Annotated in this window: 26 protein-coding genes; 18 read left to right on the top strand and 8 right to left on the bottom strand. The window is 30.5% G+C overall.

Features of this window, described 5'->3' with window-relative positions; genetic code table 11:
- Window positions 1-26: 26 nt before the first annotated feature.
- The 6 genes from C8D80_RS10080 (at window position 27) to C8D80_RS10055 (ending at window position 6,167) form a co-directional block, all read left to right on the top strand.
- A complete protein-coding gene (locus tag C8D80_RS10080; RefSeq protein WP_133609961.1) occupies window positions 27-1,124 on the top strand; it encodes a glycosyltransferase family 2 protein in 1,098 nt (365 codons plus the stop codon).
- Window positions 1,125-1,172: 48 nt separating this feature from the next.
- The gene (locus C8D80_RS10075) at window positions 1,173-2,192 is read left to right on the top strand and encodes a polysaccharide pyruvyl transferase family protein (protein ID WP_133609959.1); all 1,020 of its coding nucleotides are present in this window, start codon (window positions 1,173-1,175) and stop codon (window positions 2,190-2,192) included.
- Window positions 2,193-2,202: 10 nt separating this feature from the next.
- Complete coding sequence (locus C8D80_RS10070) at window positions 2,203-2,769, top strand: L-threonylcarbamoyladenylate synthase (protein ID WP_133609957.1); 567 nt, start codon at window positions 2,203-2,205, stop codon at window positions 2,767-2,769.
- A 75-nt stretch (window positions 2,770-2,844) separates the two neighbouring features.
- The gene (locus C8D80_RS10065) at window positions 2,845-4,260 is read left to right on the top strand and encodes a CCA tRNA nucleotidyltransferase (protein WP_133609955.1); all 1,416 of its coding nucleotides are present in this window, start codon (window positions 2,845-2,847) and stop codon (window positions 4,258-4,260) included.
- Between the two features lie 73 nt (window positions 4,261-4,333).
- Window positions 4,334-5,353 carry a COX15/CtaA family protein gene (locus C8D80_RS10060; protein WP_133609953.1) on the top strand — a complete coding sequence of 340 codons (1,020 nt, stop codon included), beginning with the start codon at window positions 4,334-4,336 and terminating at the stop codon, window positions 5,351-5,353.
- A gap of 43 nt (window positions 5,354-5,396) precedes the next feature.
- Window positions 5,397-6,167, top strand: coding sequence for a CDP-alcohol phosphatidyltransferase family protein (locus tag C8D80_RS10055; protein ID WP_133609951.1), 771 nt, complete (start codon window positions 5,397-5,399; stop codon window positions 6,165-6,167).
- Between the two features lie 58 nt (window positions 6,168-6,225).
- On the opposite strand, the gene C8D80_RS10050 is transcribed toward C8D80_RS10055, so the two are convergent.
- Together C8D80_RS10050 and C8D80_RS10045 are read right to left on the bottom strand one after the other, a co-directional pair.
- Window positions 6,226-6,819, bottom strand: coding sequence for a thioredoxin family protein (locus C8D80_RS10050; protein WP_133609949.1), 594 nt, complete (start codon window positions 6,817-6,819; stop codon window positions 6,226-6,228).
- Window positions 6,820-6,824: 5 nt separating this feature from the next.
- Window positions 6,825-7,313 carry a TlpA family protein disulfide reductase gene (locus C8D80_RS10045; RefSeq protein WP_158633781.1) on the bottom strand — a complete coding sequence of 163 codons (489 nt, stop codon included), beginning with the start codon at window positions 7,311-7,313 and terminating at the stop codon, window positions 6,825-6,827.
- Window positions 7,314-7,472: 159 nt separating this feature from the next.
- Between C8D80_RS10045 and C8D80_RS10040 the strand changes: the two genes are divergently transcribed.
- Window positions 7,473-8,759, top strand: a complete 1,287-nt coding sequence (locus C8D80_RS10040; protein WP_133609945.1) for an Ntn hydrolase family protein — start codon at window positions 7,473-7,475, stop codon at window positions 8,757-8,759.
- A 97-nt stretch (window positions 8,760-8,856) separates the two neighbouring features.
- The gene (locus C8D80_RS10035; protein WP_133609943.1) at window positions 8,857-9,477 is read left to right on the top strand and encodes a hypothetical protein; all 621 of its coding nucleotides are present in this window, start codon (window positions 8,857-8,859) and stop codon (window positions 9,475-9,477) included.
- Window positions 9,478-9,481: 4 nt separating this feature from the next.
- On the opposite strand, the gene C8D80_RS10030 is transcribed toward C8D80_RS10035, so the two are convergent.
- The 5 genes from C8D80_RS10030 to C8D80_RS10010 are packed head-to-tail and all read right to left on the bottom strand — an operon-like array spanning window position 9,482 to window position 12,894.
- Window positions 9,482-10,234, bottom strand: a complete 753-nt coding sequence (locus tag C8D80_RS10030) for a LytR/AlgR family response regulator transcription factor (protein ID WP_133609941.1) — start codon at window positions 10,232-10,234, stop codon at window positions 9,482-9,484.
- A 51-nt stretch (window positions 10,235-10,285) separates the two neighbouring features.
- A complete protein-coding gene (locus C8D80_RS10025; RefSeq protein ID WP_133609939.1) occupies window positions 10,286-10,594 on the bottom strand; it encodes a 2TM domain-containing protein in 309 nt (102 codons plus the stop codon).
- 28 nt (window positions 10,595-10,622) lie between these two features.
- Complete coding sequence (locus C8D80_RS10020; protein WP_133609937.1) at window positions 10,623-10,922, bottom strand: 2TM domain-containing protein; 300 nt, start codon at window positions 10,920-10,922, stop codon at window positions 10,623-10,625.
- A 2-nt stretch (window positions 10,923-10,924) separates the two neighbouring features.
- Window positions 10,925-12,265, bottom strand: a complete 1,341-nt coding sequence (locus C8D80_RS10015) for a 2TM domain-containing protein (RefSeq protein WP_133609935.1) — start codon at window positions 12,263-12,265, stop codon at window positions 10,925-10,927.
- Window positions 12,266-12,273: 8 nt separating this feature from the next.
- The gene (locus C8D80_RS10010; protein WP_133609933.1) at window positions 12,274-12,894 is read right to left on the bottom strand and encodes a hypothetical protein; all 621 of its coding nucleotides are present in this window, start codon (window positions 12,892-12,894) and stop codon (window positions 12,274-12,276) included.
- Between the two features lie 173 nt (window positions 12,895-13,067).
- Here C8D80_RS10010 and C8D80_RS10005 point away from each other — a divergent pair, with 173 nt between their 5' ends.
- Window positions 13,068-14,288, top strand: a complete 1,221-nt coding sequence (locus C8D80_RS10005; RefSeq protein ID WP_133609930.1) for a T9SS type A sorting domain-containing protein — start codon at window positions 13,068-13,070, stop codon at window positions 14,286-14,288.
- Between the two features lie 4 nt (window positions 14,289-14,292).
- Here C8D80_RS10005 and C8D80_RS10000 read toward each other — a convergent pair whose 3' ends face one another.
- Complete coding sequence (locus C8D80_RS10000) at window positions 14,293-16,431, bottom strand: TonB-dependent receptor (RefSeq protein ID WP_133609928.1); 2,139 nt, start codon at window positions 16,429-16,431, stop codon at window positions 14,293-14,295.
- Between the two features lie 131 nt (window positions 16,432-16,562).
- On the opposite strand from C8D80_RS10000, the gene C8D80_RS09995 reads away from it, so the two are divergent.
- The 9 genes from C8D80_RS09995 (at window position 16,563) to C8D80_RS09955 (ending at window position 26,206) form a co-directional block, all read left to right on the top strand.
- Window positions 16,563-17,477 carry a glutaminase gene (locus C8D80_RS09995; protein ID WP_133609926.1) on the top strand — a complete coding sequence of 305 codons (915 nt, stop codon included), beginning with the start codon at window positions 16,563-16,565 and terminating at the stop codon, window positions 17,475-17,477.
- A gap of 10 nt (window positions 17,478-17,487) precedes the next feature.
- Window positions 17,488-18,375, top strand: coding sequence for a tetratricopeptide repeat protein (locus C8D80_RS09990; RefSeq protein WP_133609924.1), 888 nt, complete (start codon window positions 17,488-17,490; stop codon window positions 18,373-18,375).
- 81 nt (window positions 18,376-18,456) lie between these two features.
- Window positions 18,457-19,008: an IS1096 element passenger TnpR family protein gene (locus C8D80_RS09985; RefSeq protein WP_133609922.1), complete on the top strand. Its 552-nt coding sequence runs from the start codon at window positions 18,457-18,459 to the stop codon at window positions 19,006-19,008.
- A 99-nt stretch (window positions 19,009-19,107) separates the two neighbouring features.
- Window positions 19,108-20,166: a nucleoid-associated protein gene (locus tag C8D80_RS09980; protein WP_133609920.1), complete on the top strand. Its 1,059-nt coding sequence runs from the start codon at window positions 19,108-19,110 to the stop codon at window positions 20,164-20,166.
- Between the two features lie 140 nt (window positions 20,167-20,306).
- Window positions 20,307-20,966 carry a TetR family transcriptional regulator C-terminal domain-containing protein gene (locus tag C8D80_RS09975; protein WP_133609918.1) on the top strand — a complete coding sequence of 220 codons (660 nt, stop codon included), beginning with the start codon at window positions 20,307-20,309 and terminating at the stop codon, window positions 20,964-20,966.
- Window positions 20,967-20,972: 6 nt separating this feature from the next.
- Window positions 20,973-22,283, top strand: coding sequence for an ABC1 kinase family protein (locus C8D80_RS09970; protein ID WP_133609916.1), 1,311 nt, complete (start codon window positions 20,973-20,975; stop codon window positions 22,281-22,283).
- A gap of 132 nt (window positions 22,284-22,415) precedes the next feature.
- Window positions 22,416-23,312, top strand: a complete 897-nt coding sequence (locus tag C8D80_RS09965; protein ID WP_133609914.1) for an ABC transporter ATP-binding protein — start codon at window positions 22,416-22,418, stop codon at window positions 23,310-23,312.
- Between the two features lie 7 nt (window positions 23,313-23,319).
- Complete coding sequence (locus C8D80_RS09960; RefSeq protein WP_133609912.1) at window positions 23,320-24,171, top strand: ABC transporter permease; 852 nt, start codon at window positions 23,320-23,322, stop codon at window positions 24,169-24,171.
- A gap of 16 nt (window positions 24,172-24,187) precedes the next feature.
- Entirely contained in the window at window positions 24,188-26,206 is a 2,019-nt protein-coding gene (locus C8D80_RS09955) for a T9SS type B sorting domain-containing protein (RefSeq protein WP_133609910.1), read from the top strand.
- Window positions 26,207-26,233: the final 27 nt, after the last annotated feature.

Here is a 26,233-nt window from a genome sequence, read left to right as displayed (position 1 = left end):
ATTTGTTTAAATAAATAGAGCATTTTATGAGGCCTTCTATTTCGATTATTGTCCCTTGTTTTAATGGAGAATTATTCATAAAAAACACGATAAACTCAATAAAAAATCAAACCTTTACCGAATGGGAATGTATAATTATTGATGATGGCAGCAAAGATAACAGTAAACAAATTATTAATGATGAAATAATTGATGATGATAGGTTTCATTTTGTTTCTCAGGAAAATAAGGGATTATCAAGTACTAGAAATTACGGAATTAATCTCGCAAAGGGAGAATATCTCTTTTTTTTAGATTCTGATGATAGTTTACCCGATAATGCTTTATCTGATTTATTTCATGTTATTGAATCAAATAAAAATATCGATATTGTTATTGGTCAAACTTTATGCACATATGGTCAAGAATTTAAACCAGTTGACTTCCTTTCAAATGAATGGCCAAAAAATGAATTACTCCATAATGTTGAAGCTAGTTTTATTGAATACATGATTGAAAAAAGCACAACTTGTATTGCGCAAAATCGCTTGTATCGTTTTGATTTTTTAAAAAATCATAATTTACTTTTTTACAATGGAATATTACACGAAGATGTGTTATGGTATTTTGAAACTATGTCATTAGCTAGTACTTTTTTTTGTTCAGAAAAAACAACTTACTATTATAACGTGAATAATGACAACGCAATTACAAAAAATATTAAACAAAAGAACATTTTTGATTACTTAACCATAATTGAACAAATTTATGAAAAGTACTATCTAAAATGTAATAACAATAAAACAAAAGATTTGATTGGAGTATATATCATTTTTTTAAAAATTCAAATGTTGGAATTAATTAATCGAGGCGCTAATCTTCACAAAAAAGAAACATTTGAAAAAATAAAAACTTGCCTTAACAAAACAATAGTAGAGAGAAAGGTTATTAAACTAAATAAGAAAATCGAAAAAAAAATTTTTATCTTTAATTACATTATAAATCATAAAAATGAAAAATCAATTTTACTATTAGACTTTTACAGTAGTAGAAATTTTATTTTAAAATTACTTTTTAAAGTATATAAATTCATTTTTCAAAACTCATTTAATAAAATAAACAACAAGTATTATAAAATAGTATAACTTAAAATATTTTACTATTTTCAATAAGAAAAAACAAATCACTTTAGCATGAAAGAAGCTTTATTAAAATATGACTTTACAGATAACGGATTAAACATTGGTGACTACATTCAAAGTTTAGCTGCTAAACAATTTTTAAGCAATCAAGACCCTATTTTAATAAGTAGAGAAGCTTTAAATGAATACGAAGGAGAACAAGTGAAACTAATTATGAATGGTTGGTTTTTAATGAACGGAGAAAATTTTCCGCCTTCAGAAAAAATAATGCCTTTATTGGTTTCGCATCATATCAATACTTCTGTTCATTCACATTTTAGAAAAGAAGAAGTTGTCAATTTTTATAAAAAAAACGAACCTGTTGGTTGCAGAGATTACTTTACACTTGAATTTTTAGAAAGTTTAGGAGTAAAATGTTACTACACAGGTTGCCTTACTTTGACATTATCTGAAAAATATAGTTCTAACGAAAAAAACGATAACATTTACTTTGTTGACCCAAGATATAAAAGATCTAGAGGTTTGTCAGGTCAATTAACTCGACTTTTTTTGTTAGTAACAAAATTTAATACAATAAGTACAATTCGATCTAGATATATTAGATCAAACAATAAAAAAAGTTGGAAAAAAACCATTGATTTTTACCGTTCATTTTCACAAATATTTGATGATGAAGTTTTAAAAAATGCTATTTATATTAAACATTACATGCCAGCCAATAAATTCAATAATGATTACGAAATATTTGCTTATGGTGAAGAATTATTAAGAAAATATGCTTCGGCAAAATATGTAGTTACATCTAGAATTCATTGTGCTTTACCAAGTTTATCTTTAGGAACTCCTACATTGTACATTGATATTCCTAACGACCACAACATAAGTTCTTGTAGATTAAACGGAATTAAAGAATTTTTCCACATTATTCATACAAACGGAACTAAATTATCTTGTGATTTATTAAAAAATGACGAGAAATTTAATTTAAAATCATCTTTCACAAACAAAGAAGATTTCATCACAGTAAAAGAAAAAATCAAAAAAACAGTAATCGATTTTATAAAAAATTAAAGATTTACTAATGAATATATCAGAAGAAGTACACAACGCTTTCGAAGTAATAAAAAACGGAGGCATCATCTTGTACCCAACAGATACTGTTTGGGGAATTGGTTGCGATGCTACAAATGAAGACGCCGTAAAAAAAATCTATGCTTTAAAACAACGCGAAGAAACTAAAAGCATGATTGTTCTACTAAATGGAGAACGCATGATGTACAACGTTTTCAAAGAAATTCCAGAAGTAGCTTGGCAAATTTTAGATTTATCCGAAAAACCAACCACTTTAATCTTAGACAATCCTCGAAATGTCGCCAAAAACATTATAGCTGAAGACAATACATTAGGTGTTCGAATGGTAACCGAACCTTTCTGCTTCAAACTAATGGAACGAATGAAAAAACCATTGGTTTCTACCTCTGCAAATATATCGGGTATGTTTACTCCAAAAACTTTTAAAGAAATTAGTCCCGAAATTATAAAAGGTGTGGACTATGTAGTAAATTTGCACCACGATAAAGTTTGCAAAAATCCTTCTACGATTATTAAATTAGGTTTAGATAGTCAGGTAAAAGTGATTAGAAAATAATGATTTGAAGATTTGAAGATTTGAAAAATATCCCAATTTTCAAATTAACTAATTTTCAAATTTTCAAATTAAAGCATGAATTACAAACAACATTTAGAACATAACATCTTCAAAATCATTTCACAGGCCGCACAAGAACTTAACTTGGAATGCTATGTGATTGGTGGTTTTGTTCGTGATATATTACTCAACAGAGACCATAAAAAAGACATCGATATCGTTGCCGTTGGTAGCGGAATTGAATTAGCATTAAAGGTTTCTCAGCTAATTTCATTTCATCCAAAAGTGCAAGTTTTTAAAAACTACGGAACAGCTATGTTACGTTATGATGATATTGACGTGGAATTTGTTGGAGCTCGAAAAGAATCATATACTCATGACAGCCGAAATCCTTTAGTGGAAAATGGAACTTTAAAAGACGACCAAGAACGAAGAGATTTTACGATAAATGCATTAGCTTTTTCATTGAATTCTGAAAACTTTGGCGATTTAGTTGATCCTTTTAATGGTGTGGAAGATTTGAAAAACAAAATCATCAAAACGCCTTTAAATCCAGATATTACCTATTCCGACGATCCGTTGCGAATGATGCGTGCGATTCGTTTTGCAACACAATTGAATTTTGAAATTGAATCTGAATCTTTGGAAGCAATTTCTAAAAACAAAGATAGAATCAATATTATTTCAGGCGAACGAATTGTTGATGAATTGCATAAAATTTTAGCTTCTGAAAAACCTTCGATTGGATTTTTACACTTGTATCAAACCGGTTTGTTAGATATTTTTTTACCTGAACTAACGGCTTTGAATAATGTAGAAGAAGTAGAAGGTCACACACACAAAAACAATTTTTACCACACGCTAGAGGTTGTCGATAATATTTGCCCGAATACTGATGATGTTTGGTTACGCTGGTCGGCTTTATTACACGATATTGGAAAAGCTCCAACCAAAAGATTCAACAAAAAACAAGGTTGGACGTTTCACGGACATGAATTTTTAGGCGGAAAAATGGTCAAAAAAATATTTGAACGTTTGCACATGCCTTTGAATCACAAGATGAAATTCGTGCAAAAAATGGTGATGATGAGTTCGCGCCCAATCGTAATTGCGGAAGATATTGTTACTGATAGTGCTGTTCGACGTTTGGTTTTTGATGCAGGTGAAGATATTGATAGTTTAATGACTTTATGTAAGGCGGATATCACCACAAAAAATCCAAAGAAATTTCAGAAATACCATAAGAACTTCGACATTGTTAAAGAAAAAATTGTAGAAGTAGAGGAAAAAGACCGAGTTCGTGTGTTTCAACCACCTATTTCGGGCGAAGAAATCATGGAACTATTTGGTTTAAAACCTTGTAGAGAAATTGGAATTCTAAAAGAAGCGGTTAAAGAAGCTATTTTAGAAGGAGAAATCCCAAATGAATATGAACCTGCAAAGGAATTTGTTTTAAACAAAGCTTCAAAATTGGGATTAAAAAAAGTATAAAATTTATAATTTGTTAAAGCGCTTTTCAGATGATCATTGAGTAAATTTGAAGTGCTTTTTGAATATCAAAAAAATGAAAACAAATAAATCGGTTATTTACTGGCTACTTTCGGGATGTGTTTTGTTATTTATCATGGTAACTGTTGGTGGAATTACGCGTCTAACCAACTCAGGTTTATCCATGACCGATTGGCATTTAATCAACGACACCTTCCCTCCTATGTCGGAAGAAAAATGGGTGGAAGCCTTTGAAGAATACAAGAAATTTCCTGAATATCAAAAAGTAAATCAATACAAAGATTTTCAATTAGACGACTACAAATTCATCTTCTTTTGGGAATGGTTCCACCGTTTTATTGGTCGTATTATTGGAGTGGTTTTCATTATTCCGTTCGTTTATTTCCTAATCAAAAAACAATTAGATAAGGAAACCATCAAAAAATGTTTTATTCTTTTGGGAATGGGTGCTTTTCAAGGATTCTTGGGTTGGTTCATGGTAGCTAGCGGTTTAAAAGACATGCCCGATGTGAGTCATTTTAGATTAGCGATTCACTTGACATTTGCTTTTATTACGTTTGCTTACACGCTTTGGGTGGCTTTAGATTTAATTTATCCAGAGAGAAAATTACCAGTTTTAGAATTACGAAAAATTGCTCGTATTGCTTTGGTAATTCTAATCATTCAAATTATTTACGGAGGTTTTGTTGCAGGATTAAATGCAGGATTAATTCACAATCATTGGCCTTTAATGAGCGATGGACAATTTTTCCATGAAAGTATTCAATTAGAACAATCGAATTTACTTTTAGCCTTTACTGAAGGAAAAAGTGGCGTGCAATTCATTCACCGAACATTTGCTTATTTAGTTGTTGGAATGATTATTTTCTTATTCATAAAAAGTAGAAAATTTGTATTAGATAAAACCCAAGATAACGGAGTTAAAACGTTGTTAGTTTTTGTGTTTATCCAATTCATTTTAGGAATTTTCACATTGTTATTCCATGTGCCACTTTGGTTAGGATTAGCACATCAAATTATGGCTTTCTTTTTATTAACCGCCATGACTTTTACATTGCATAGATTCACAAAATAAGGTTACCGACTATATTGTCACAGTTCTTTGTTATTAACTTTAAATGTCAAAATTAAATACTTCGGATAAATTTTTAGATTTATCTGACTACGGAAGATCTTTCGGAAGATTTTTCGCTCTTCAATTAAAAGAAACACGATTTACACCTATTCATGTAACACTTTTATTTGGAATTTCTGGCTTACTTGCAATTTATTGTATTTTAAACCAACACTATTTAGCTGCTGCTTTTTTCATCATCTTAAAATCGGGAATTGATGCCGCTGATGGAGAACTAGCCCGATTAAAAAAAACACCTTCTTACGTGGGAAGATATTTAGATAGTGTATTTGATATTATCTTAAATTTTCTTTTTTTGATGTCAATTTGTTATGTTTCTAAAACTTCTATTTGGGTCGCATTATTGGCTTTTATTGGTATTCAATTGCAAGGAACACTTTACAATTATTACTATGTAATTTTGAGAAATAAATCAGTTGGAGGCGATGCAACGAGTAAAATTTTCGAATACAAAACCCCAAAAGCTTTACCTGGTGAAACACAACAAGCAGTTAATATTTTATTTGGAATCTACACCTTAGTTTACAGCATATTCGATAAAATTATTCACTTCTTAGATGCTGATGCTTATAAAGTAAAAACATTTCCTAATTGGTTCATGACTTCTCTTTCGCTTTACGGATTGGGTTTTCAATTATTAATAATTGCGTTCATGTTACCTTTAGGATGGATTGAATTCATCGCTCCATTCTTTATCATTTACTCTTTGTTGATTTTTGTTCTAATTGGAATTCGAAAAACTTGGATACGTTAATTCTAAAAAAAAAGAGTGAAACATTACATTTCACTCTTTCTAATAATATAACTAAAATTTATTTTTTCACTTTAATAGAACAACCAATTGCTTTTGTAGTATTTGGTGTTGGCTCCTCGCCTTTTTCTAAAGCAGCAATTGCATTTTCTAAATATTTTTCTTTCACTTGAGAAGCATCTTCTACATTATCATCGATAGCACCAATATATTTAACTACTAAATTCTTATCTAATAAAAATACGTGAGGTGTTTTCGTAGCCCCATATTGTGGATAAATTTTCTGACCTTCATCAAACAAATATGGGAATGTAAATTTCTTTTCTTTCGCTCTCTTTTGCATTAATTCAAAACTATCGTCAGGCTGCGCCGCTGGATCATTTGGATTAATCGCTAACAAAATATAACCTTTCGATTTGTATTTCTTAGCTAAATCAATAATTCTGTCTTCATACTTAACAGCAAACGGACAATGATTACAAGTAAACACCACGATAAATCCTTTCGCATCTTTATAATCCGCCATGCTGTACATTTTATTATCAACCGATTTTAATTTGAAATCGGTAGCCTTATCTCCTACTTTATAACCTGTAGGATTAGTAAAACTCATCAAAACACCCATTAGTAGGGCAAAAAATCCAATTCTTTTCATAGTAATTAATTTATTTTAGTTAGTGATTCATTTACAAACTGATTTAATTCTTCAAACGAGGCAAATTCTTGTTCTACAAAAACACCTTTATTTCCATTTATAATCCAAGTAGCCGGAATAGAACCTGACCAATTTTCATCGACTTTTGAAATCCAATTGTTGAATTTTTTATCCGCCATGTATGTCGTCACGAACGAATAATTCTTCTTTTTCAAAAATGGTTTCAATTTACTTTCTACTTGTTTATCGAAATCTAAACTTACGGTTACAACTTTTATATTTGGATTTTCTTGATGTAATTTTTGAAAATATGGTAATTCTTTCACACATGGCGCACACCAAGTGGCCCAAAAGTTAACTACCAAAGGTTTATCCGAATTATTTTGAATATAAGCATTCAATTCGTCAAAGTTTTGAAACGTAATCAAGTCTTGAGCTTTCACAGAAAAACTCAAAAAGAAAACCGAAAACGCTATTAAACGAAAATATCTCATCTGCTTTTTTATCAAAAATAGTGAGATATTCATTTTGTTTGTTGTTAATTAACAATTCTTTATCAACCTAATTAAAGACAAATTCAATTAATTCAAATTTATTAAGAATGTAACATTTTAGCAATTCAGTCGTTTTATTATTGAACCAAATGGAATTGTATGAAAAGTATTAAAATCGTTTTTGCCCTTTTATTTCTTTTATCGATAAATATTGCAAATCCATGTAGTATGTACAAAGTGACCAAAAATGGTAAAACCATGGTGGGTTGTAATGAGGATGCATGGAGAACAACGCCACATATTTGGTTTGAAATTGGGAACAAAAAAGCTCCTTTTGGTACTGCTTTTACGGGTTCTAGATTTGATGGAAAAAATGGTTATGCACCACAATCTGGAATGAATGAGCACGGATTGATATTTTCAAGATTAGCATCGTATCATCCAGAAAATAAGAATTCCAATTTTAAAAACCGCCTAAAAATAAACAATCCAACTCAATATCTAAAAGACATTCTTCACACTTGCAAAACAGTTGAAGATGTAAAAAACTTTATTGAAAAATACGATTACAGTTATTTTATAGAAGATGTTTTCATTTACGTTGATAAATCCGGAAAATACATCGTGGTGGAACCTTACAAAATTATTTCGGGCAATGATGCAAGTTATGTTTTATCTAATTTTTGTCCATCTATAACATCAAAAGAAGATGCTTCTAAATTAGAACGCTATCAAAATGGTGTTTTGTTTTTGAATAACAAATTAGAAACCGATTTAGAATTTTGCCGAAAATTATCCGACACCATGCATGTTTGCAGAGAAAAAATTGGCGACGGAACACTATTAACTTCTATTTGGGATAACACTAGCGGAACCGTGAATTTATACTTCTATCATAAATATGACAAAACTATTCAATTCAATATTAAAGATGAATTAGCTAAGGGAAATCACATTCTAAAAGTCGATTCTTTATTTCCAAAAAATGATGAATTTGAAAAACTAGCTTCATATCAAATACCTCAAAACAATGATACTTTACGCCTTTTTCTGGTGTTTTGCGGATTATTCATTTTTATGAGTTCTTTTTACTTTTTTGTGAATTATATAAAAAACAGAAAAACCAATAAATTCAACAGTATCAAATTACTTTTAATTCCGCTTGGACTCATTTTATTTTACTACATGTATGTTTTAAGTACAAATATGAATATTTTCTATTTTGCGTCTCCTTATAAAAGTTCTTTTAGTCCAATAATAAGTATTACTTCTTATTTGCCTTATGTGATTTTAGTACTCATAATTCCGTTAATTATATTCAATTTAAAACTAATTAAAGAAAAGCTTTGGAATTCTTTTGCTTTGATTATCTTAAGTTTAAACAGTTTGTTTTATCTGATTCTAATTGGATTTTTTGTGTATTGGCGCTTTTATTTTAATTTTTAGTTGTACATTAAATTATTAAGATAAATCTCAAAAAAATATTCAACTTATTGAAATATTTATATATTTGTTTTAAGTCAATACCTAAATTAAAACACTCATGAAAAATTCTATTTATCTTCTATTGTTACTTCCATTTTTATCATTTTCTCAATTTTATCCAGGAGAAATGATCATGAAAGACCAATCTGTTAAAAAAGGACTAATAGAACTTCCAGATGATTCAGCAAATAAACATATCAAATTTAAAGAAACTGAAAAAGGTAAATCAGAAAAAATTGAAATAGAAAAAATCAGTCATTTCAATATTGTCGACAAGAAAAAACAAACTCAAAAATACCTTATCACTTACTTAGCTTATTTTAAACCATTTAGTAAATCAAATGAAATAAAAATAGACAGCAAGTTATCATGTGTTCATGTTGTTAAAGAAGGTAAAATAAACTTATATTATGCATGGTTTCTATCAGCAGGATATGGAGCATTAGGAACTCCAACTAGCCAAGATAGCGGAACGTTTTATGTAAATAAACCAAATGAAAACTATGCTATATTATTACATGATTCAGCAGCTACCAATTGGTTTAGCTTCTTAAAAAACAATGTTGAAATAATCTTTGCTAAAGATTGTCCAAAACTTCACGAAACTTTAGATAAAAAAGTCATAAAAGACAAAGGTATTATTTACTTTGTGGATTTACACGAACAGAATTGTAATTAACAATTTATCCAATCCACTCTTTAAAATCACCAACTCGTTCTCTGGCAACAATAACCTCATCGTCTTTGTAAGTTGGTAAAATGATTTTTAATCTTGAATTAGAATACACTTGAATTTCTTTAACGGCCTTCAACGGAACAATGAATTTTCGGCTTACGCGATAAAAATCTTTTGGATTGATTTCGGCTTCAACAACCTCTAAAGTGGAATCGATTAAATAATCGCGATTGTCTATAGTGTGAATATAAGTTCCTTTGTTTTCGCTGTAAAAACATTCTACTTCATCAATTGAAATCACTTTTAATTGTTGTCCAATTTTTACTGAAAATCGCTTTTTATATTCTTTTTCCAATGGATTGACTAACATGCGCTTAATCGCTTCAAAATCTAATGAAATATTTTGCGTTTGGTTTCTCGCTCTGAATTTATTCACAGCTACTTCCAAATCTTCTTCATCAATAGGCTTCAATAAATAATCTATACTATTTAACTTAAAAGCGCGCAATGCATATTCATCATAAGCGGTTGTGAAAATCACGGCACTTTTAATATCGATTTGCTCAAATATCTCAAACGACAAACCATCAGACAATTGAATGTCCAAAAAAATCAAATCAGGATGCGGATTGTTTTGAAACCAAATAATGGATTCTTCAACCGAATGCAACATGGTATTCACTTGCAATCCTAATTTTTCTACTTTGCGTTGCAACAATCGTGCTGCTGGTTTTTCGTCTTCGATTATTAATATATTCATTGTTTTAAAACTTCAAAATTCAACATTGGTTGTTCATTATTCAGCGTTTGATTATTCCCACTTATTCGCCTTCTCTTTCTCCATGAATTCCTTAATCTTACGCTCTTCCCAGTTTTGTCCCATAATCCAATTAGGTACAAAAACCGAAAGACCATGTGCTACTAAACCAATTCCCCAGAAAAATGCCGTCATAAAATTCTTAAACTGAAAATAACTTTCGCCTGGATCTAAGTTCTTAACATTAAGAAAAACGATCATTATGTTAACAAAAACATATACAATTGCGTGTGTGTAAAAGCCTTTAATTTTTTTAACTCGTTTTAAGGCTTCTTGATATTTGATTTCGTCTTGTGTGTTCATGATTTCTATTTTTTAATTGGAAATAAAATTATTCCCATTTTGTGTTTTTTTCTTTTTCCATTATTTCTTTAATCTTTTTATCATCCCAATCTTTTCCAAAAAACGGAATGATATTAAAAACGCCAACAGCATGAAAAAACAAACCGGTTCCCCAACCTAACATAGGCCAATAAAACCAAATATGTTTAGGCGAAAAATACAAGTTAATGAAAATCAAAACTGGAATTACAACAACATAACTTGCTAAATGACCGTAAAATCCTTTTAATTCTTTTACTCTTTCTTTTGCTTTGTTGTATTTTTCTATATCAAATTGATTTGCTTCCATGATTACTTCCAGTTTTTAGAATTATCGTCTTTATTCATCAATTCGTTTATTTTACGCTCTTCCCATGATTTTCCGTAACCAAAAGTTTCTAAAGCGTGAAAGGTTAATCCCATTCCCCAACCTAACATTGGGAACCAAAACCATTGAAAATTATTTGAAGATTGTAAATTAATAATTATCAAAACCGGAATTACGATGCAATACGAAATTAAATTGCCGTAAAATCCTTTTAATTGTTCTACTTTGTCTTTTGCTCTTTGATAAGCTAAGTTTTCGTTATATATATTTTGTGTTTCCATGATGGTAATTTGTTTGGTTAAAATAGGTAGAAAAATCTTGAATTCTTGCTCATTTTCTTCTACCAAAACTGTTCTTTTTGTTAATATAGCGTATCGATTAACGATATTTTGTAGTCCAACGCCTTTTCGGTTTGATAAAACTTCTTTCTTTTGAAGATTATTTGTTACGACCAACTGATTATTTTCGATAGTAATTTTTACGTGAAGCGGTTTTGCTTCGCTGACTACATTGTGTTTGATGCAGTTTTCTAATAATAATTGCAATGATAATGGAACTACTTTTGCTTCTTCGTTATCAAAACCTTCTGGAATTTCAAATGTAATGCTGTTTTCAAATCGCATTTTTAGTAAATTCATATACGTTTTGGCAAACTTTAATTCTTCAGCTACCGAAACCAATTCTTTGTCTTTTTGCTCCAAAACATAGCGATATACTTTTGAAAGCGAAGTCGTGAACTTTTGAGCACTTTCTGGATTTTCTTCAATTAACGAACTCAATACATTCAAACTATTAAACAAAAAATGCGGATCGATTTGGTTTTTTAAACTTTCAAACTGTGCCGAAGCGGTTCCTGCAATAATTTTTTGTTCTTTGACTTTGTTTTCTTGATAGGCTTTGTAAAAATAAATCGCATGAATGGCTAAGGTTACAACAAACGTAATTACGACTGAAACAATGTAATTAGAAGGTCTTTCATTTGCTAAAAATTCTTGAATTGTTTTCCCTTCAATTAATACATCTTCTACAATTCGAAGTAAAAAAATTACAATTACTGATACAATAAACGAAAGAGCAAATCCTTGAACAATTCTATTTCTAGAAAATCTGTCGGTTTGATAAACATCATCTAGTTTTACAAAAATGATGGCATTGGCATAATAAAGTGAGTATCCGTAAAGCGTTGTATAGAAAAATTGCCAAGCTAATCCTTCATTAAACCCAACTGAACCTCCAGATAGTAATCTTATGATAATTAAAACCACAAATACAATTAGTATTATAAAGGTAGCTCTTGGAAACTGTTTTATTAATTTATCAATCATAATTGATTTTATTTACATTTTTTTAATTCTGCCTGTGCTCTATCTAATCCCCAACTTGGATGAAAAGCTGTTTCAGGTTTAAAAGTAGCAAAAAGTTCGATAGATTTTTCAATTTGAGCACACATTGGTTTTGTATCTTGACCAAAATATTGTGCCATTCCAATTTCAAACGAAGCTTTTTGAAACACAACTCTCGGATTTTCAGGAGCAATTTTGTAAGCTTTATTTAAAATGTACATTACATCTCCCGATAATTTTTGTCCGTTTGTCATTGGATCATAAACAATCCAAGCGGTGTGAATCATAGCTTGCATTACTAAAACTTCAGGATTATCTTGTGCTAGCTCATTACAAACATCTTGTGCTTTTTGAGCTACTCTTAATAAAGATTCCATTTTAGTTTTATCTTTCTCACCAAAAGCTTGTGTTGTATTGATAAAAGCAATGTAATAATTTGGTAACCAATTTGTTTTTTCAACCGATGCAATTCGTTCTAATTGCGCAACCGCTTCTGCTGGTTTTCCTTCTTTCCAAGTTTGTAATGCTTTACCCATTCCTTGTTCAAATTGTCCTTGAGCACTTACTACTGAAGCTACAAATAATGCGATGATAGTGATAATTTTTGTCATGATTTCTAATGTTTAATTATTGAAATTGTTTTTGTTATTGAAATTGTTTTGATGATTCAAATTTCCGTTAGATTTTATTCTTTTAAAACTTATACTTACCGAACTGTTGATTTTTGAGGATGAATTGTATAAAATAAAAAAAACATATATTTGTTTTCCCAAATTACCATTCTATGAAACTGAAATTCATAATATTATGTTTTTTTACATCTATAATATTAATTCCTGCACAAGAAAAAACTTTATTCATTGGAAACAGTATGACTTATTTTAATAATATGCCAAACTTGTTTCAAGAAATCGCAAATTCTAAAGGCAAAAATGTACAAGCAGAATATTATGCCCCTGGAGGAACTGGCTTTATAAATCATCATGTAGATAATAATGTTTATAATCTTTTGAGAAATAATGTTTGGACAAACGTAATTCTACAACCTGGAACCTCTGAATCGGCAGGAGTTTCTTGGCCAGTAAATACAACTATTCAAAGAGGTCAAAGAATGATTGATTCTATTAGAAAATATAGTCCTTGTGCCAAAATATTTCTATATCAAATTCCTTATGGAATAAAAGCTACTAATAATGTTCCAGATTATAATGATTATTTTAATATTCAAACTAAAATAAAAGACTCTATAACTAAAATGGCTCATGGTCTAAGAATTCCTTTAATTCCAGCAGGAGAATCGGCAAGAAATCATTTTAGCAGTAGTCAAGATTTACTTTTACATAGTAGCTATAATGATGTACATCCAAATTTGAATGGTTCCTATTTAGTTGCTTGTACAGCATTTACAACAATTTATCAAGAAAATGTAAATGTTTCTAATTATTTAGGTGGAGTTACCCAAGGAAATGCCACATATTTTCAAGGAATTGCAGACAATGTAACATTAACAAATAGGAGTAATTGGCTTATAAACACGTATAACCTTAATGCCGATTTTGTATTCCAGATAAATGGTCCTCAAGTAACTTTTAACAATCAATCTTCCAATTACACTACCGTAGAATGGAACATTAACAATGAAGTTATATCGGGTGATATTAATCTGACACATACTTTTACAGAAACTGGAACAAAAACTGTTACATTAAAAGTAATAAAAGATGGTTGCCAAAGCATAATAACAAAAACAATAGATATACAAACATTAAGCAACCCTTTATTTGAACAAGTTTCTTTAGTTGCGTATCCAAATCCAGCAAAATCACATTTGAGTATAAACAATAATAAAAATTTTACCTTTAATATAATTAATGTTTTAGGACAAGTTGTATACACTAACAATGAAAATAAATCAAATTATATCATACAAACAGATAATTTAATTAATGGTGTCTATTTTATTTTGACCAATTTTGATGAAAAAATAAAATTCATTAAAAACTAAATGGTTATAAATTATCCAAATTATTCGTCTTCTTATTGTCGCTAATAGTCCAAAATAAACCTACAAAAATGAATCGATCAGCTGCTTGTGTAATAGCTTGACGCTGAAATTGTCCTGAAATAGAAGGCGTGTTGGCATATTGATAACCAAATACATTTTCGGTTCCTAAAACATTGGTTACTGAGAAAAACAATATTTTTTGTTGGGATAACAAATAAGCCCAACTAAAGCTTAAATTGTTGAATGATTTTGTTTTTTCGGACATAAATTCAGTAACATTTGGGTTATCATACGGTCTACCTGAATTGTATGAATACGTCGCACTAATTTGAGATTTCCATTTACTTACAAAGTACTTAGTAACCAGTGAAAAATTATGATTCGCAACAAACGAAGGCGTAACTTGAGTTTCATAATTTCTAAAATCGCGTTCCGAATCAATAAACGAATACGAAATCCAATACTCTAAATTCTTGATGGTTTTGCTGTCTCTCCAAAACAAATCCAAGCCTTTTGCATAACCAAAACCTTCATTATTGTAATTACTGTCAAAGTTGGCTTGCGTTCCATCGTATTTTACTAAATTTTTATAATCCTTAAAAAACGCTTCCGCACGAAACATTCTTCCTTGTTTGTTGTACATATAATTCAAAATGTAATGCGAAGTGGTTTCGTAATCTAAATTAGAGTTGAATTTCAAATAATCTTGTTTTGCAGTTTGGTTGAAATTTCCGTAAGCCATTGAAAACTGACTATTTTCAGCCACTTTGTAGGCGAATGAAACTCTTGGTTCTACTGTAAACTCATCAACAACCGAAGCATTTGAAGAACGTAATCCAACATTAAAAGCTACTTTTCTCGACAATAAAACTTCCGCTTCTGTGAAAAATGCAATGGAATTATTTTGATAGCCATAACCGAAAACATTGAAATTCTCATCAAAATTCGTGTGAAACAAATCGGCACCAACACTCAATTTAAAATGGTTTGAGATTGAGTTTCTTAATTTGAATTTAGTATGTAATGTTCGTTCGTTATTCGCAACTTTATCTTCAGAAATTCCGATTTTATTTTGTGCATAACCATAACTAAATCCGGTTTGAAGTTGTAAATTATCATTCAAATAACCTTTATACGAAGTATTGAAATAGAAGTTATTATTCTGCAAATCAAAACGAATTTTCTCATCAAAATTTACATCTTTCTGATTCAAATCGAATGTAGAATAATCGAAAGCCCCGTAAACTTTTAAAATTCCATTTTTAAATTTATATCGAAAAACACTTTCTCCTGAAAGAGACTGAACAGGTTTATTCCAATCTAAATTCTGCGGAACCACTAATTGATATGGCGCCAAATTGATGTAACTTGTATTGAATGTAAACGAACTTTTCTCCCATTTTTTAGTTTTCCCTAATCCAAATCCAACCGTCATAATTGAAATATCCGTTTGGTTTTGAGTCGGTTCATCAATTGTATTTAATAATAAAACACTTGATAAAGCATCACCAAATTCCGCACTATAACCACCAGTAGAAAATGTAATTCCACTAAACAAAAAAGGTGAAAATCTACCTCTTGTTGGCACATTGTTAGCACTTGGTCCATAAGGTTGCCCAACACGAATTCCGTCAACATACGTTTGGGTTTCGTCTGCTTCACCACCGCGAACAAATAATCTTCCGTTTTCACCAACCGTTTGTGTTCCTGGCAAAGTTTCTAAAGCCGAAATAATGTTTCCAGCAGAACCAGCTGTTGTTACAATATCCATCGCTTTAAGAGCAGTTGCTTTACTATTATCGCCTGCTTTGAAAGTTCCTGCAGTAACTTCTACAGCATTTAAAGTATTGAGGCTTTCTTTAATTGTAAAAACTTTTGATTGAAACGTTTCAACCACAAAATCATAAATTATCGTTTCATACGACAAAAAACTAATTTGTAATTTCTGATTTCCTGAAGCAGTTGTTTTGAAACTAAAATTTCCCTTTTCGTCTGAAGTAGTTCCATCATAAGTTCCAATTACAAAAACATTGGCACCAGCAAATGGCATTCCTTGTTCATCGACAATTTGTCCTTTGATTTCGGTTTGCCCAAAAGAGATTAGTGAAGTAAATGCGATTAAAAAAGTTAAAAAAGATTTCATTTTTGTTGATTTTGATGAAGCAAAGTTGCAACTGAAAAACCTTGAATAAAATTGAAACTAACCCAACTGTCATTTTTTGAGGATGAATTGTATCTTTCCCGATTTTAATTACTTTTACCAAAATTAGATTTATGGCATTTCAATATATTTTAGACGGAATCTATAACGAAGTCATCCAAATTGAAAACACCGGAAAAGTAGCCGATTACATTCCAGAATTAGCAAAAATTGATGCTAATAAGTACGGGATTGCATTGGTAGATAAATATCAAAATGTGTTTACAAAAGGTGAAGCTTTGGAGAAATTTTCTATTCAAAGTATTTCAAAAGTCATTACGACTTCGCTAATATTCTCTAAAATTGGAAACGATTTATGGGAACGCGTGGGTTATGAACCTTCTGGAAATTCGTTTAATTCGTTAGTGCAATTGGAAAACGAAAATGGTATTCCAAGAAATCCGTTTATTAATGCTGGCGCTTTGGTTATTGCTGATTTAATGTTGGAGCATTTTGAAAATCCAAAAGCCTTTCTTCTTGATTTCGTAAGAGAACTGACCGAAAATCCAAATATTAATTACAACGAAAATGTAGCGCAATCTGAAAAAGCATTTGGTTACCGAAATGCTGCTTTGGTTAACTTTATCAAATCATTCAGCAACATCAAAAACGAACCAGAAGCGGTATTAGACTTTTATTATCATCAATGTTCTATTGAAATGAGTTGTGTGGATTTGGGTAAATGTTTTCAAGTTTTCGCTAATAATGGTGTGATTCCAAAAAGTGATAAAAAATTCCTTTCCACAAGCAAATGTAAACGCATGAACGCCTTAATGCAAATGTGTGGTTTTTATGATCAAGCGGGTGAATTTACGTTTAAAGTTGGGCTTCCTGGAAAAAGTGGTGTTGGAGGTGGCGTCGTTGCGGTTTTCCCAAATCATTATACGGTAGCGGTTTGGAGTCCGAAATTAAACAAAAAAGGAAATTCATTTTATGGTTTAGAAACCTTAGAACGATTAACAACAGAAACTTCATTATCCATTTTTTAAACGTATTAAAATGAAAAAAATAGTAACATTACTTTTTATTTGCCCTTTAATTCTTTTTGGACAAGATTTCAAGAAAGAATTTACATCAAAATTCCGTGAAAACGAATACAACTCTACTGAAATAAAAAATATTCTTAAAAACTGGAAAAAAACATCAAAAAATGATGTTGAATATTATATTTCTGCTTTTAATTTTTATTTTAAAGAGTCTCAACAGGAAGTATTACAATTAACTCAAGATGAATCTCAAGAAGGCAAAGAAGCTCTAGTACTAAGTGATTCATTAGGCAACAAGTCTGGATATATGTATTCACAAATTAACACAAATGATTCCTTGTTTAAAATTTCTCAAAACACAATTGACGAAGCAATAAAACTTTTTCCAAATAGATTAGATTTACGATTTGGAAAAATACATACATTAGGAGAAGTTAAAAAATTTGATGAATTTACTACCGAAATATTAAAAACTATAGACTATTCCAAAAAGATAAATCATAAATGGTTTTGGTCAAATGATAAGATTCTAGAAGATTCAGAGATTTTTTTTATTGATTCAATGCAAAGTTATCAAAACACCTTATTTCAAATCGAATCTGATGAAAACTTAAAAAAAGTTGCAAAAAAAATGTACAACATTTTTCCAAATGACATATTTGTAATATCGAGTTATGGTGTGACTTTTTTAATTGAAGGAAAAAACAAAGAAGCATTAGAACTCTATCTCAAAGCAGAAAAAATAAATCCAAATGATACTATAGTATTAAATAATATTGGATTAATCTATGAGCGCCTATCTGATAAAAAGAATGCATTAAAATATTATCAAAAGATAACAGAAGTTGGTGATAAAAAAGCAAAAGCATTAGCTGAAAAAAAAATTAACCAACTAAAATAAAATCTTATCAACAATTCGCAAAAGCAAAAAAGTTTCTCGTAAATAATAATTACTTTTGCAGTTCTTAAAATTTCAACGATTATGATTTATAAATTCAGAGCTATTCTCGATGCTGAAGAAGATATTTTTAGAGATATTGCCATCGAAAGCGACAACTCATTAGAAGATTTACACAATGCTTTAATCAATGCATTTGGTTTTGACGGTACCGAAGTAGGCGCTTTTTATACCTGTGGTGCTGATTGGTCTTGGCATGAAGAAGATGGTATTCCGTTGTTTGACACAGGTGATATTCCTGGCGAAATCAAAACTATGGCTGAATATAGATTAGACGATTTAGTTCACGAACAAAACACTAAATTAGTTTATGTGTATGATTTGTTTTCTATGTGGACTTTTTTCTTAGAATTAGCTGCCATTGAGAATGACAAACAAATTGGTGAAACCTATCCTGCTCTTTTATTTTCACATGGTGAACTTCCAGCCGAAGCCCTACAAAGTGGATTCAGAGGAGATTTATCTGAAGAAGATATGTTCGGGGAATTTGAAGACGATTTAGACGACGAAGATTACGACATGTTTGATGGAGACGATAGTTTTGAAGACATGGGATTTGAAGAAAATTGGAACTAAAAGCCAAAGAATTAAAAAGAATAAACCAAAATACAATCTGTAAAAGCCAAGAAAAAACAAACCTGTTCTATCTTGGCTCTTTTATCTAAACTATAAAAAATGATCAATCTATTTAATGCTCATATTGAGAATTTATCAATTCACCGCGTAGGAAACAAAAGCAGAAACGAAGCTATCTTCTTATCTGAAAATCCATACGGGTTGAATGATGAAATCATGCCTTTATTAAAAGAATTTTTCTTTAAACCATTTCGTGAAAAAGAAGAAAATTACTTTCAGTTTGCTCACGAAGTAGATTTAGAATATAACGAAATGTACAATTTTGCTACCGAAGTTTTCAATAACCCAAGCGAAATTCACAACGTTTCAAAAAAAATCACGAAACACCTTTTCGAACAATCGAATCATCCGCATATTAAAAATGGAGAAGTGTATGTAGCTTATTTTACACACGTTTCTATCGATAACAATGTTGTTGATGCTATTGGTGTTTTCAAAAGTGAAGTACAAACCGATTTCTTACAATTTGAAGAAAAAGAAAGTAACTTAGAAATGATTTTACAACAAGGAATCAACTTGAATAAGTTAGATAAAGGTTGTATCATTTTCAACTACAAAAAAGAAGAAGGCTACAAAATTTTAACCGTTGATAGCAACCGTTACGATGCGCGTTATTGGTTAGAGCATTTCTTATCAGTTGATGCGTTTCAAGATGAAAACTTCATGACCAAAAAATACTTAAAATTCTGTCAAGAATTTGCTAAAGAAGTAGTTTTACCAGCAGAAGACAAACAACAAGAAGTATTGTTCATGAACCGTGCTATCAATCACTTTGCAAAAAATGATGAGTTTGAAGAAACAGCTTTCTTAAACGAAGTAATGCAGAATCCTGAATTCATACCAGAATTCAAAAATTATAAAGTAGATAAAGGTGCCAAATACAGCATCGAAGACGTATCCAGTTTTCCAATTGCGAATGCTGCCGTTACTGATGTGCGTCGTACCTTAAAAAACACGATTCAATTAGATACTAATATCCAAATCAAATTGGATTTCATTAACCCAGAAAGTGCGGAGAAATTCGTTGAAAAAGGTTGGGACGAAGAAAAACAAATGTATTATTACTTGGTTTACTTCAATAAAGAACAGAAATCATAAGGCATTTACATCCAAAATATTAAACCTCAATTACAACTTTGTACTTGAGGTTTTTTTTGAAAGAACTTTAACAAAATATTTGTTTAACTTTTTTGATTATAAATTAAACATTCTTTACCTTTGATGAAATTTTAAAAGTCATGGCAAAGAAGAAAGAGATTACTAATCAAGATATTTTAGGTTTCTACATTGATTATTTTTTAGAAAATAACAAAGCGCCACATTCGGTATATAAATTTGCGAAGCAATACAACTTTGAAGAAACTGTTTTTTATGCTAATTTTTCATCTTTTGAACAAATAGAGAAAACCTTTTTCACTTCATTATTTCAGCAAACAATGGGCTTGTTAGAAAAAAGCGAAGATTTCGAATCGTATGATGCACGAACTAAATTATTAAGTTTTTATTTCACGTATTTTGAAATGTTAACTGCTAACAGAAGTTTTACAGTTGCACTTTTAAAAGAAGATAAAAACAAATTGAAAAGCCTTTCTAAATTAACAGAATTAAGAAAACACTTCAAGCAATTCTTTGATACTTTAGAAATTGAAAAAATCGATTTAAAACAAGAAAAGTTAATCGAATTTCAAGAAAAAACCATGAGCGAAATGGCTTGGTTACAGTTTTTATTCACTTTAAAATTTTGGATAGAAGACACTTCGCTATCTTTTGAAAAAACCGATATTTTCATTGAAAAATCAGTCAATACCAGTTTTGATTTAATGGATATTGCTCCTTTGAAAAGTTTAATTGACTTCGGAAAATTCATGTGGCAAGAAAAAGCCTCATTTAAAATGTAAACACAGATGAAAACTATAGATAGTATTCCTACATCAAAAATTCAGAGAGCATCCAAACTGATTCAAACTGGAGCAAAAGTTGGTGTAAATTACATAAAATATTATGGTGATAAAATCACCAAAACTGAAGCCGAAGCCAAAGAAAATCTAAACATTAACAATGCTTCTGACATTTACGACGGTTTAAAGCAAATGAAAGGAAGCGCTTTGAAAGTAGCGCAAATGCTAAGCATGGATAAAAGTATTTTACCTCGTGCTTATGTAGAGAAATTTTCATTAGCTCAATTTTCGGTTCCACCGTTATCGCCACCATTGGTAAACAAAACCTTTAAAAACTATTTTGGCAAACAGCCAAACGAAATATTTGACACTTTTAATGCCACTTCAATAAACGCTGCGAGCATTGGTCAAGTGCACCAAGCGAGCAAGGATGGGAAAAATCTTGCTGTGAAAATTCAATATCCAGGAGTGGCAGAAAGTATTAGTTCTGATTTGGCGATGGTAAAGCCAATTGCGATTAAAATGTTCAATATTAAAGGAAAAGATTCGGATAAATATTTCAAAGAAGTTGAAGATAAATTGATTGAAGAAACCAATTACATCAACGAAGTTAAGCAAAGTATTGAAATGGCTGAAGCTTGTGCCACTATTCCTAATTTGATTTTTCCAAAGTATTATCCTGAATGGTCTTCTGAAAAAATTATCACAATGGATTGGATGACAGGCGAACATTTGTCAGAATTCACCGCTCATAATACTGATGCAGAAAAGTCGAATATTTTAGGACAAACGCTTTGGGATTTTTATATGTTTCAAATGCACAATTTAAGAAAAGTCCATGCCGATCCGCATCCAGGAAACTTCTTGATTACGAAAGACACGAAACTTATTGCTTTAGATTTTGGTTGTATTAAAGAAGTTCCGAACGATTTTTATGTACCTTATTTTGAATTGGCGAAGAAAGAAAATTTAGCAAATCCAGAATTTTTTAAATCAAAATTATACGAATTAGAAATATTAAGAACAGACGATTCTAAAGAAGAAACTGAGTTTTTTACAGACATGTTTCATGAATTGTTAAGCTTATTCGCAAGACCATTTCATGTGGAAGAATTTGATTTTTCAGACGATGAATTTTTTGGACAAATTGCCGATTTGGGCGAACGCTATTCAAAAAGCACCGAATTAAGAAATATGAATGGAAATCGAGGTTCAAAACATTTCATTTACATCAACAGAACATTCTTTGGCTTATACAATTTAATGCACGATTTAAAAGCTAAAAACGTTAAAATCAACAACTTTATAAAATATTAATAATTGCCCCAAGTTTACTTAAAATCCCTAACCGAGCCATAACGTTAGGGATTTTTTTATGTTTTATATTTTAAAGTTGGTAACAAATACAACAACTGTTCGTCTTATTTGTAAATCAAAAAACGAATCAACTTGGAAACCATTTTAAAAATCACCAATCTTAATAAGATTTTCAATAAACATCTACACGCAGTTAAAAACGTGTCTTTTGAAATCAAAAAAGGAAATGTTTACGGAATTCTTGGACCCAACGGATCTGGAAAATCAACCACTTTAGGAATAGTATTAAATGTTGTCAATAAAACTTCAGGCGATTTTGAATGGTTTGGAGGAAAATCTAATACGCACGAAGCACTAAAAAAAGTAGGTGCTATTATTGAACGACCAAATTTTTATCCGTACATGACTGCCAAAGAAAATTTGGAATTAGTATGTAAAATTAAAGGAACTTCGCTTTCAAAAGTAGATGAGAAATTAGAATTGGTTGGACTTTTAGAACGTAAAAACGATAAATTCAGAACGTATTCACTAGGAATGAAACAACGTTTAGCGATTGCTTCTGCCCTACTGAATGATCCAGAAATTTTAATTTTAGACGAACCAACAAACGGTTTAGATCCGCAAGGAATTAGACAAATTAGAGATATTATCCGAATTATCGCTTCGCAAGGCACGACCATTTTATTGGCTTCCCATTTATTAGACGAAGTTGAAAAAGTGTGTAGTCATGTGGTAGTTTTGCGTAAAGGTGAAATGCTATATCAAGGTTCGGTTCATGATATGATTGAAAACAATAGCTTTTTCGAGTTAAAATCAGACGATAAAGAGCAACTTAAATTGGCACTTCAAAATCACCCTTCAGTTGAAAAAATAGAGGAAGAAGAAGGAAAAGTATTGGTTTATTTAAATCAAGATATTGCTGCCAAAGACTTAAACTCGTATCTGTTTGAACAAAAAATTGTTTTAGAACATCTTGTAAAAAGAAAAAACAGTTTAGAAGAACAATTTTTAGAATTAACCAAAAACTAACACCATCATGAAAAGATTACTATCTATAGAATTTCAAAAAATTTGGAAAAACAAAGCCAGTCGAGTATTATTACTTGCTTATTTTGTTTTATTAAGTTTCATCGCATTAATCGCATCCATAAAATTTAGTATTGGAACCTTCGAAATTAGAATTGCTGATCAAGGAATTTTTAATTTCCCATATATCTGGCATTTTAACACATACATAGCCTCTTTATTCAAAATTTTCTTAGCTATTGTAATTGTTTCCATGATGGCAAACGAATATACTTATGGCACTTTAAAGCAAAATTTAATTGACGGATTGAGTAAAAAAGAATTTATTCTTTCCAAATTTTTAGTAGTGGGAACTTTTGCTGTTGCTTCTACTCTATTCGTTTTTGTAATGTCGTTAATATTAGGATATTCATTCTCATCTTACAATGAAATGGGAATTGTATTTTCTGATTTAGAATATTTATTGGCATTTTTTGTTAAGCTAACAGCATTTTTCTCTTTCTGTTTATTTTTAGGAATATTAGTAAAAAGAAGTGCATTTGCATTAGGCTTTTTATTCATTTGGTTCATTGCAGAAAACATTTTTTATTGGATTATTAAATTTGTCATCTTAGGTGGCGATGATAAACACAAAAATTTTGGAGACACCATAATTCAATTTTTTCCAATGGAATCGATGGGTAATTTAATTAAAGAACCCTTTACCCGATTGAGCGCCATTAAAACGATTGAAACCACAATTGGTGGAGCAAAAGTAGCAAAAGATTACAGTGTACACTTTTCAGAAATAAGCATCGCTTTACTTTGGGCTTTTATATTTATTTTAACATCTTATTATATCTTAAAAAAGCGCGATTTATAGTATCTTTGCCGATGCTATGAATACTTTAAAAAACACCATTTCTATCTTACTTTTCGTGTTGGGAATCCAATTCGGAAATTCCCAAAATATTTTAGTTAACGAAGGATATACACCTCAAGATTTAGTTGAAGATGTTTTAATCAACAGTACTTGCGCTAACGTATTTAACGTGAGTGTTTCAGGAGGAAATTTTGCTACTGGAGAAAAAAGCTTTGGCTATTTTGACGGAACCGGAACTACCTTTCCATTTCAAAACGGAATTATTCTTTCAACAGGAAAAATCAATAATGCGCCAGGCCCAAATTCCTTTCTATCAGATGATGGTGGGAATATGGGTTGGGATGGCGATTCAGACTTAAACGATGCTTTAGGCTTGAGTAATTCATTCAATGCCACAATTTTAGAATTTGATTTTATTCCATTAGGAAACAAAATTAGTTTCGATTACATTTTTTCATCTGAGCAATATTTATCTAATCCTTCTTCTGGACAATGTAATTTTACTGATGGTTTTGCCTTTTTACTAAAGAGAAATGGCGATCTTAGATACGAAAACTTGGCCGTTATTCCCGGAACTACAACTCCTGTAAAAGTGAATACCGTTCGAGGTCCAGGTACAATTTGTCCACCAGCAAATGCAGCCTATTTTGATGCATTCAACGATGTAAACCATCCCACAAACTATAACGGACAAACCACTGTTTTAACCGCGCAATCCGATGTTATTCCTGGCCAAACGTATCATATTAAATTAGTAATTGCAGATGAAGGAAATTTTAGATACGATTCAGCCATATTTTTAGGAGGAGGCAGTTTTAATTTCACAATTGATATAGGAGATGATCGTTTAGTAGCAAATGGGAATCCGTTATGTCAGGGTGAAAATTTAGTGGTTAATTCTACACAAACTGGAGCAACAGGTTACCAATGGTTTCAAAATAATATTGCAATTCCTGGTGCTACGAATGCAACATATAATATTACTTCGGCAGGAGATTATTTAGTAGAAATTAATTATGGTGCTACTTGTCAAACTACTGGAACTATCAAAATTGAATATGCTGATGTTTTAATTATTGACGAAGATACTTTTACATTATGTGATGTCGATAATAATCAGGATGGGAAAACTGTTTTCAATTTAGATACTATTAAAAACGAACTTTTCACAAACTTACCAACTAATTATGTCGTTTCATTTTTTGAAATAGCCACAAGCACAACAGCTTTACCTTCAAGTTACACAAACACAATAGCATACAACCAAACCATATACGCAAGAGTAATGAATGTTCAAGGTTGCTATACCGATTTTCCAGTAAATTTAGTAATCAATACTTTTGATGATGTCATTACCGATGAAGAATTAGGTTTGTGCGAAAATGAACCCATTACATTAAATGCTGGAACTGGTTTTTCGAGCTATACTTGGAATACAACTCCACCTCAAACCACCCAAACTATAACTGTTGATGCAGCGGGAACTTATGTTGTTACACTAACAAATGCAAATAATTGCTCAAAAACAAAAACTTTTACAGTTACTGCATCAGGAATTGCTACAATTGAAAACATAGATATTAACGATTTTCAAGAAAACAATACAGCAACTATTGAAATTTCAAGTACAAGTTTAGGTGATTATGAATATTCATTAGATGGTGTTAATTATCAAGATTCCAATGTTTTTACTAATCTAAACGCAGGCGAATACACGGTTTATGTGCAAGACAAAAAAGGTTGTGGTATCGTTTTTGAAACTTTCTATATCTTAGATTTTCCAAAATATTTCACACCAAACGGAGATGGTTATAACGATACTTGGTTCATCAAAAATTTAGATAAACGAAACTTAGAAAATAGTATTATCACTGTTTTTGATCGTTACGGTAAATTATTAAAACAAATTTCAGGAGTAAGCGAAGGTTGGAACGGAACTTTTAATGGTAATCTTCTACCTGGAAGTGATTATTGGTTTGAAATCAAATTAACTAACGGCAAATCGGTAAAAGGACACTTTACATTAAAACGTTAGGCATAATAATTGCAGAATAGCTTACAA

It is taken from the genome of Flavobacterium cheniae (assembly GCF_004363695.1).
GTDB lineage: Bacteria > Bacteroidota > Bacteroidia > Flavobacteriales > Flavobacteriaceae > Flavobacterium > Flavobacterium cheniae.
This window is presented reverse-complemented; position numbering and strand designations above follow the sequence as displayed.

Coding starts and splice junctions, on each gene's coding strand:
- C8D80_RS09975 (WP_133609918.1), top strand. CDS start 20,307: ATGGCAAAGAAGAAAGAGATTACTAATCAAGATATTTTAGGTTTCTAC.
- C8D80_RS10050 (WP_133609949.1), bottom strand. CDS start 6,819: ATGAAAAGAATTGGATTTTTTGCCCTACTAATGGGTGTTTTGATGAGT.
- C8D80_RS10040 (WP_133609945.1), top strand. CDS start 7,473: ATGAAAAGTATTAAAATCGTTTTTGCCCTTTTATTTCTTTTATCGATA.
- C8D80_RS10070 (WP_133609957.1), top strand. CDS start 2,203: ATGAATATATCAGAAGAAGTACACAACGCTTTCGAAGTAATAAAAAAC.
- C8D80_RS10020 (WP_133609937.1), bottom strand. CDS start 10,922: ATGGAAGCAAATCAATTTGATATAGAAAAATACAACAAAGCAAAAGAA.
- C8D80_RS10025 (WP_133609939.1), bottom strand. CDS start 10,594: ATGAACACACAAGACGAAATCAAATATCAAGAAGCCTTAAAACGAGTT.
- C8D80_RS10010 (WP_133609933.1), bottom strand. CDS start 12,894: ATGACAAAAATTATCACTATCATCGCATTATTTGTAGCTTCAGTAGTA.
- C8D80_RS10000 (WP_133609928.1), bottom strand. CDS start 16,431: ATGAAATCTTTTTTAACTTTTTTAATCGCATTTACTTCACTAATCTCT.
- C8D80_RS10060 (WP_133609953.1), top strand. CDS start 4,334: ATGAAAACAAATAAATCGGTTATTTACTGGCTACTTTCGGGATGTGTT.
- C8D80_RS10065 (WP_133609955.1), top strand. CDS start 2,845: ATGAATTACAAACAACATTTAGAACATAACATCTTCAAAATCATTTCA.
- C8D80_RS10055 (WP_133609951.1), top strand. CDS start 5,397: ATGTCAAAATTAAATACTTCGGATAAATTTTTAGATTTATCTGACTAC.
- C8D80_RS09990 (WP_133609924.1), top strand. CDS start 17,488: ATGAAAAAAATAGTAACATTACTTTTTATTTGCCCTTTAATTCTTTTT.
- C8D80_RS10030 (WP_133609941.1), bottom strand. CDS start 10,234: ATGAATATATTAATAATCGAAGACGAAAAACCAGCAGCACGATTGTTG.
- C8D80_RS10035 (WP_133609943.1), top strand. CDS start 8,857: ATGAAAAATTCTATTTATCTTCTATTGTTACTTCCATTTTTATCATTT.
- C8D80_RS09980 (WP_133609920.1), top strand. CDS start 19,108: ATGATCAATCTATTTAATGCTCATATTGAGAATTTATCAATTCACCGC.
- C8D80_RS10080 (WP_133609961.1), top strand. CDS start 27: ATGAGGCCTTCTATTTCGATTATTGTCCCTTGTTTTAATGGAGAATTA.
- C8D80_RS09960 (WP_133609912.1), top strand. CDS start 23,320: ATGAAAAGATTACTATCTATAGAATTTCAAAAAATTTGGAAAAACAAA.
- C8D80_RS09995 (WP_133609926.1), top strand. CDS start 16,563: ATGGCATTTCAATATATTTTAGACGGAATCTATAACGAAGTCATCCAA.
- C8D80_RS09970 (WP_133609916.1), top strand. CDS start 20,973: ATGAAAACTATAGATAGTATTCCTACATCAAAAATTCAGAGAGCATCC.
- C8D80_RS09955 (WP_133609910.1), top strand. CDS start 24,188: ATGAATACTTTAAAAAACACCATTTCTATCTTACTTTTCGTGTTGGGA.
- C8D80_RS10045 (WP_158633781.1), bottom strand. CDS start 7,313: ATGAGATATTTTCGTTTAATAGCGTTTTCGGTTTTCTTTTTGAGTTTT.
- C8D80_RS10015 (WP_133609935.1), bottom strand. CDS start 12,265: ATGATTGATAAATTAATAAAACAGTTTCCAAGAGCTACCTTTATAATA.
- C8D80_RS10075 (WP_133609959.1), top strand. CDS start 1,173: ATGAAAGAAGCTTTATTAAAATATGACTTTACAGATAACGGATTAAAC.
- C8D80_RS09985 (WP_133609922.1), top strand. CDS start 18,457: ATGATTTATAAATTCAGAGCTATTCTCGATGCTGAAGAAGATATTTTT.
- C8D80_RS10005 (WP_133609930.1), top strand. CDS start 13,068: ATGAAACTGAAATTCATAATATTATGTTTTTTTACATCTATAATATTA.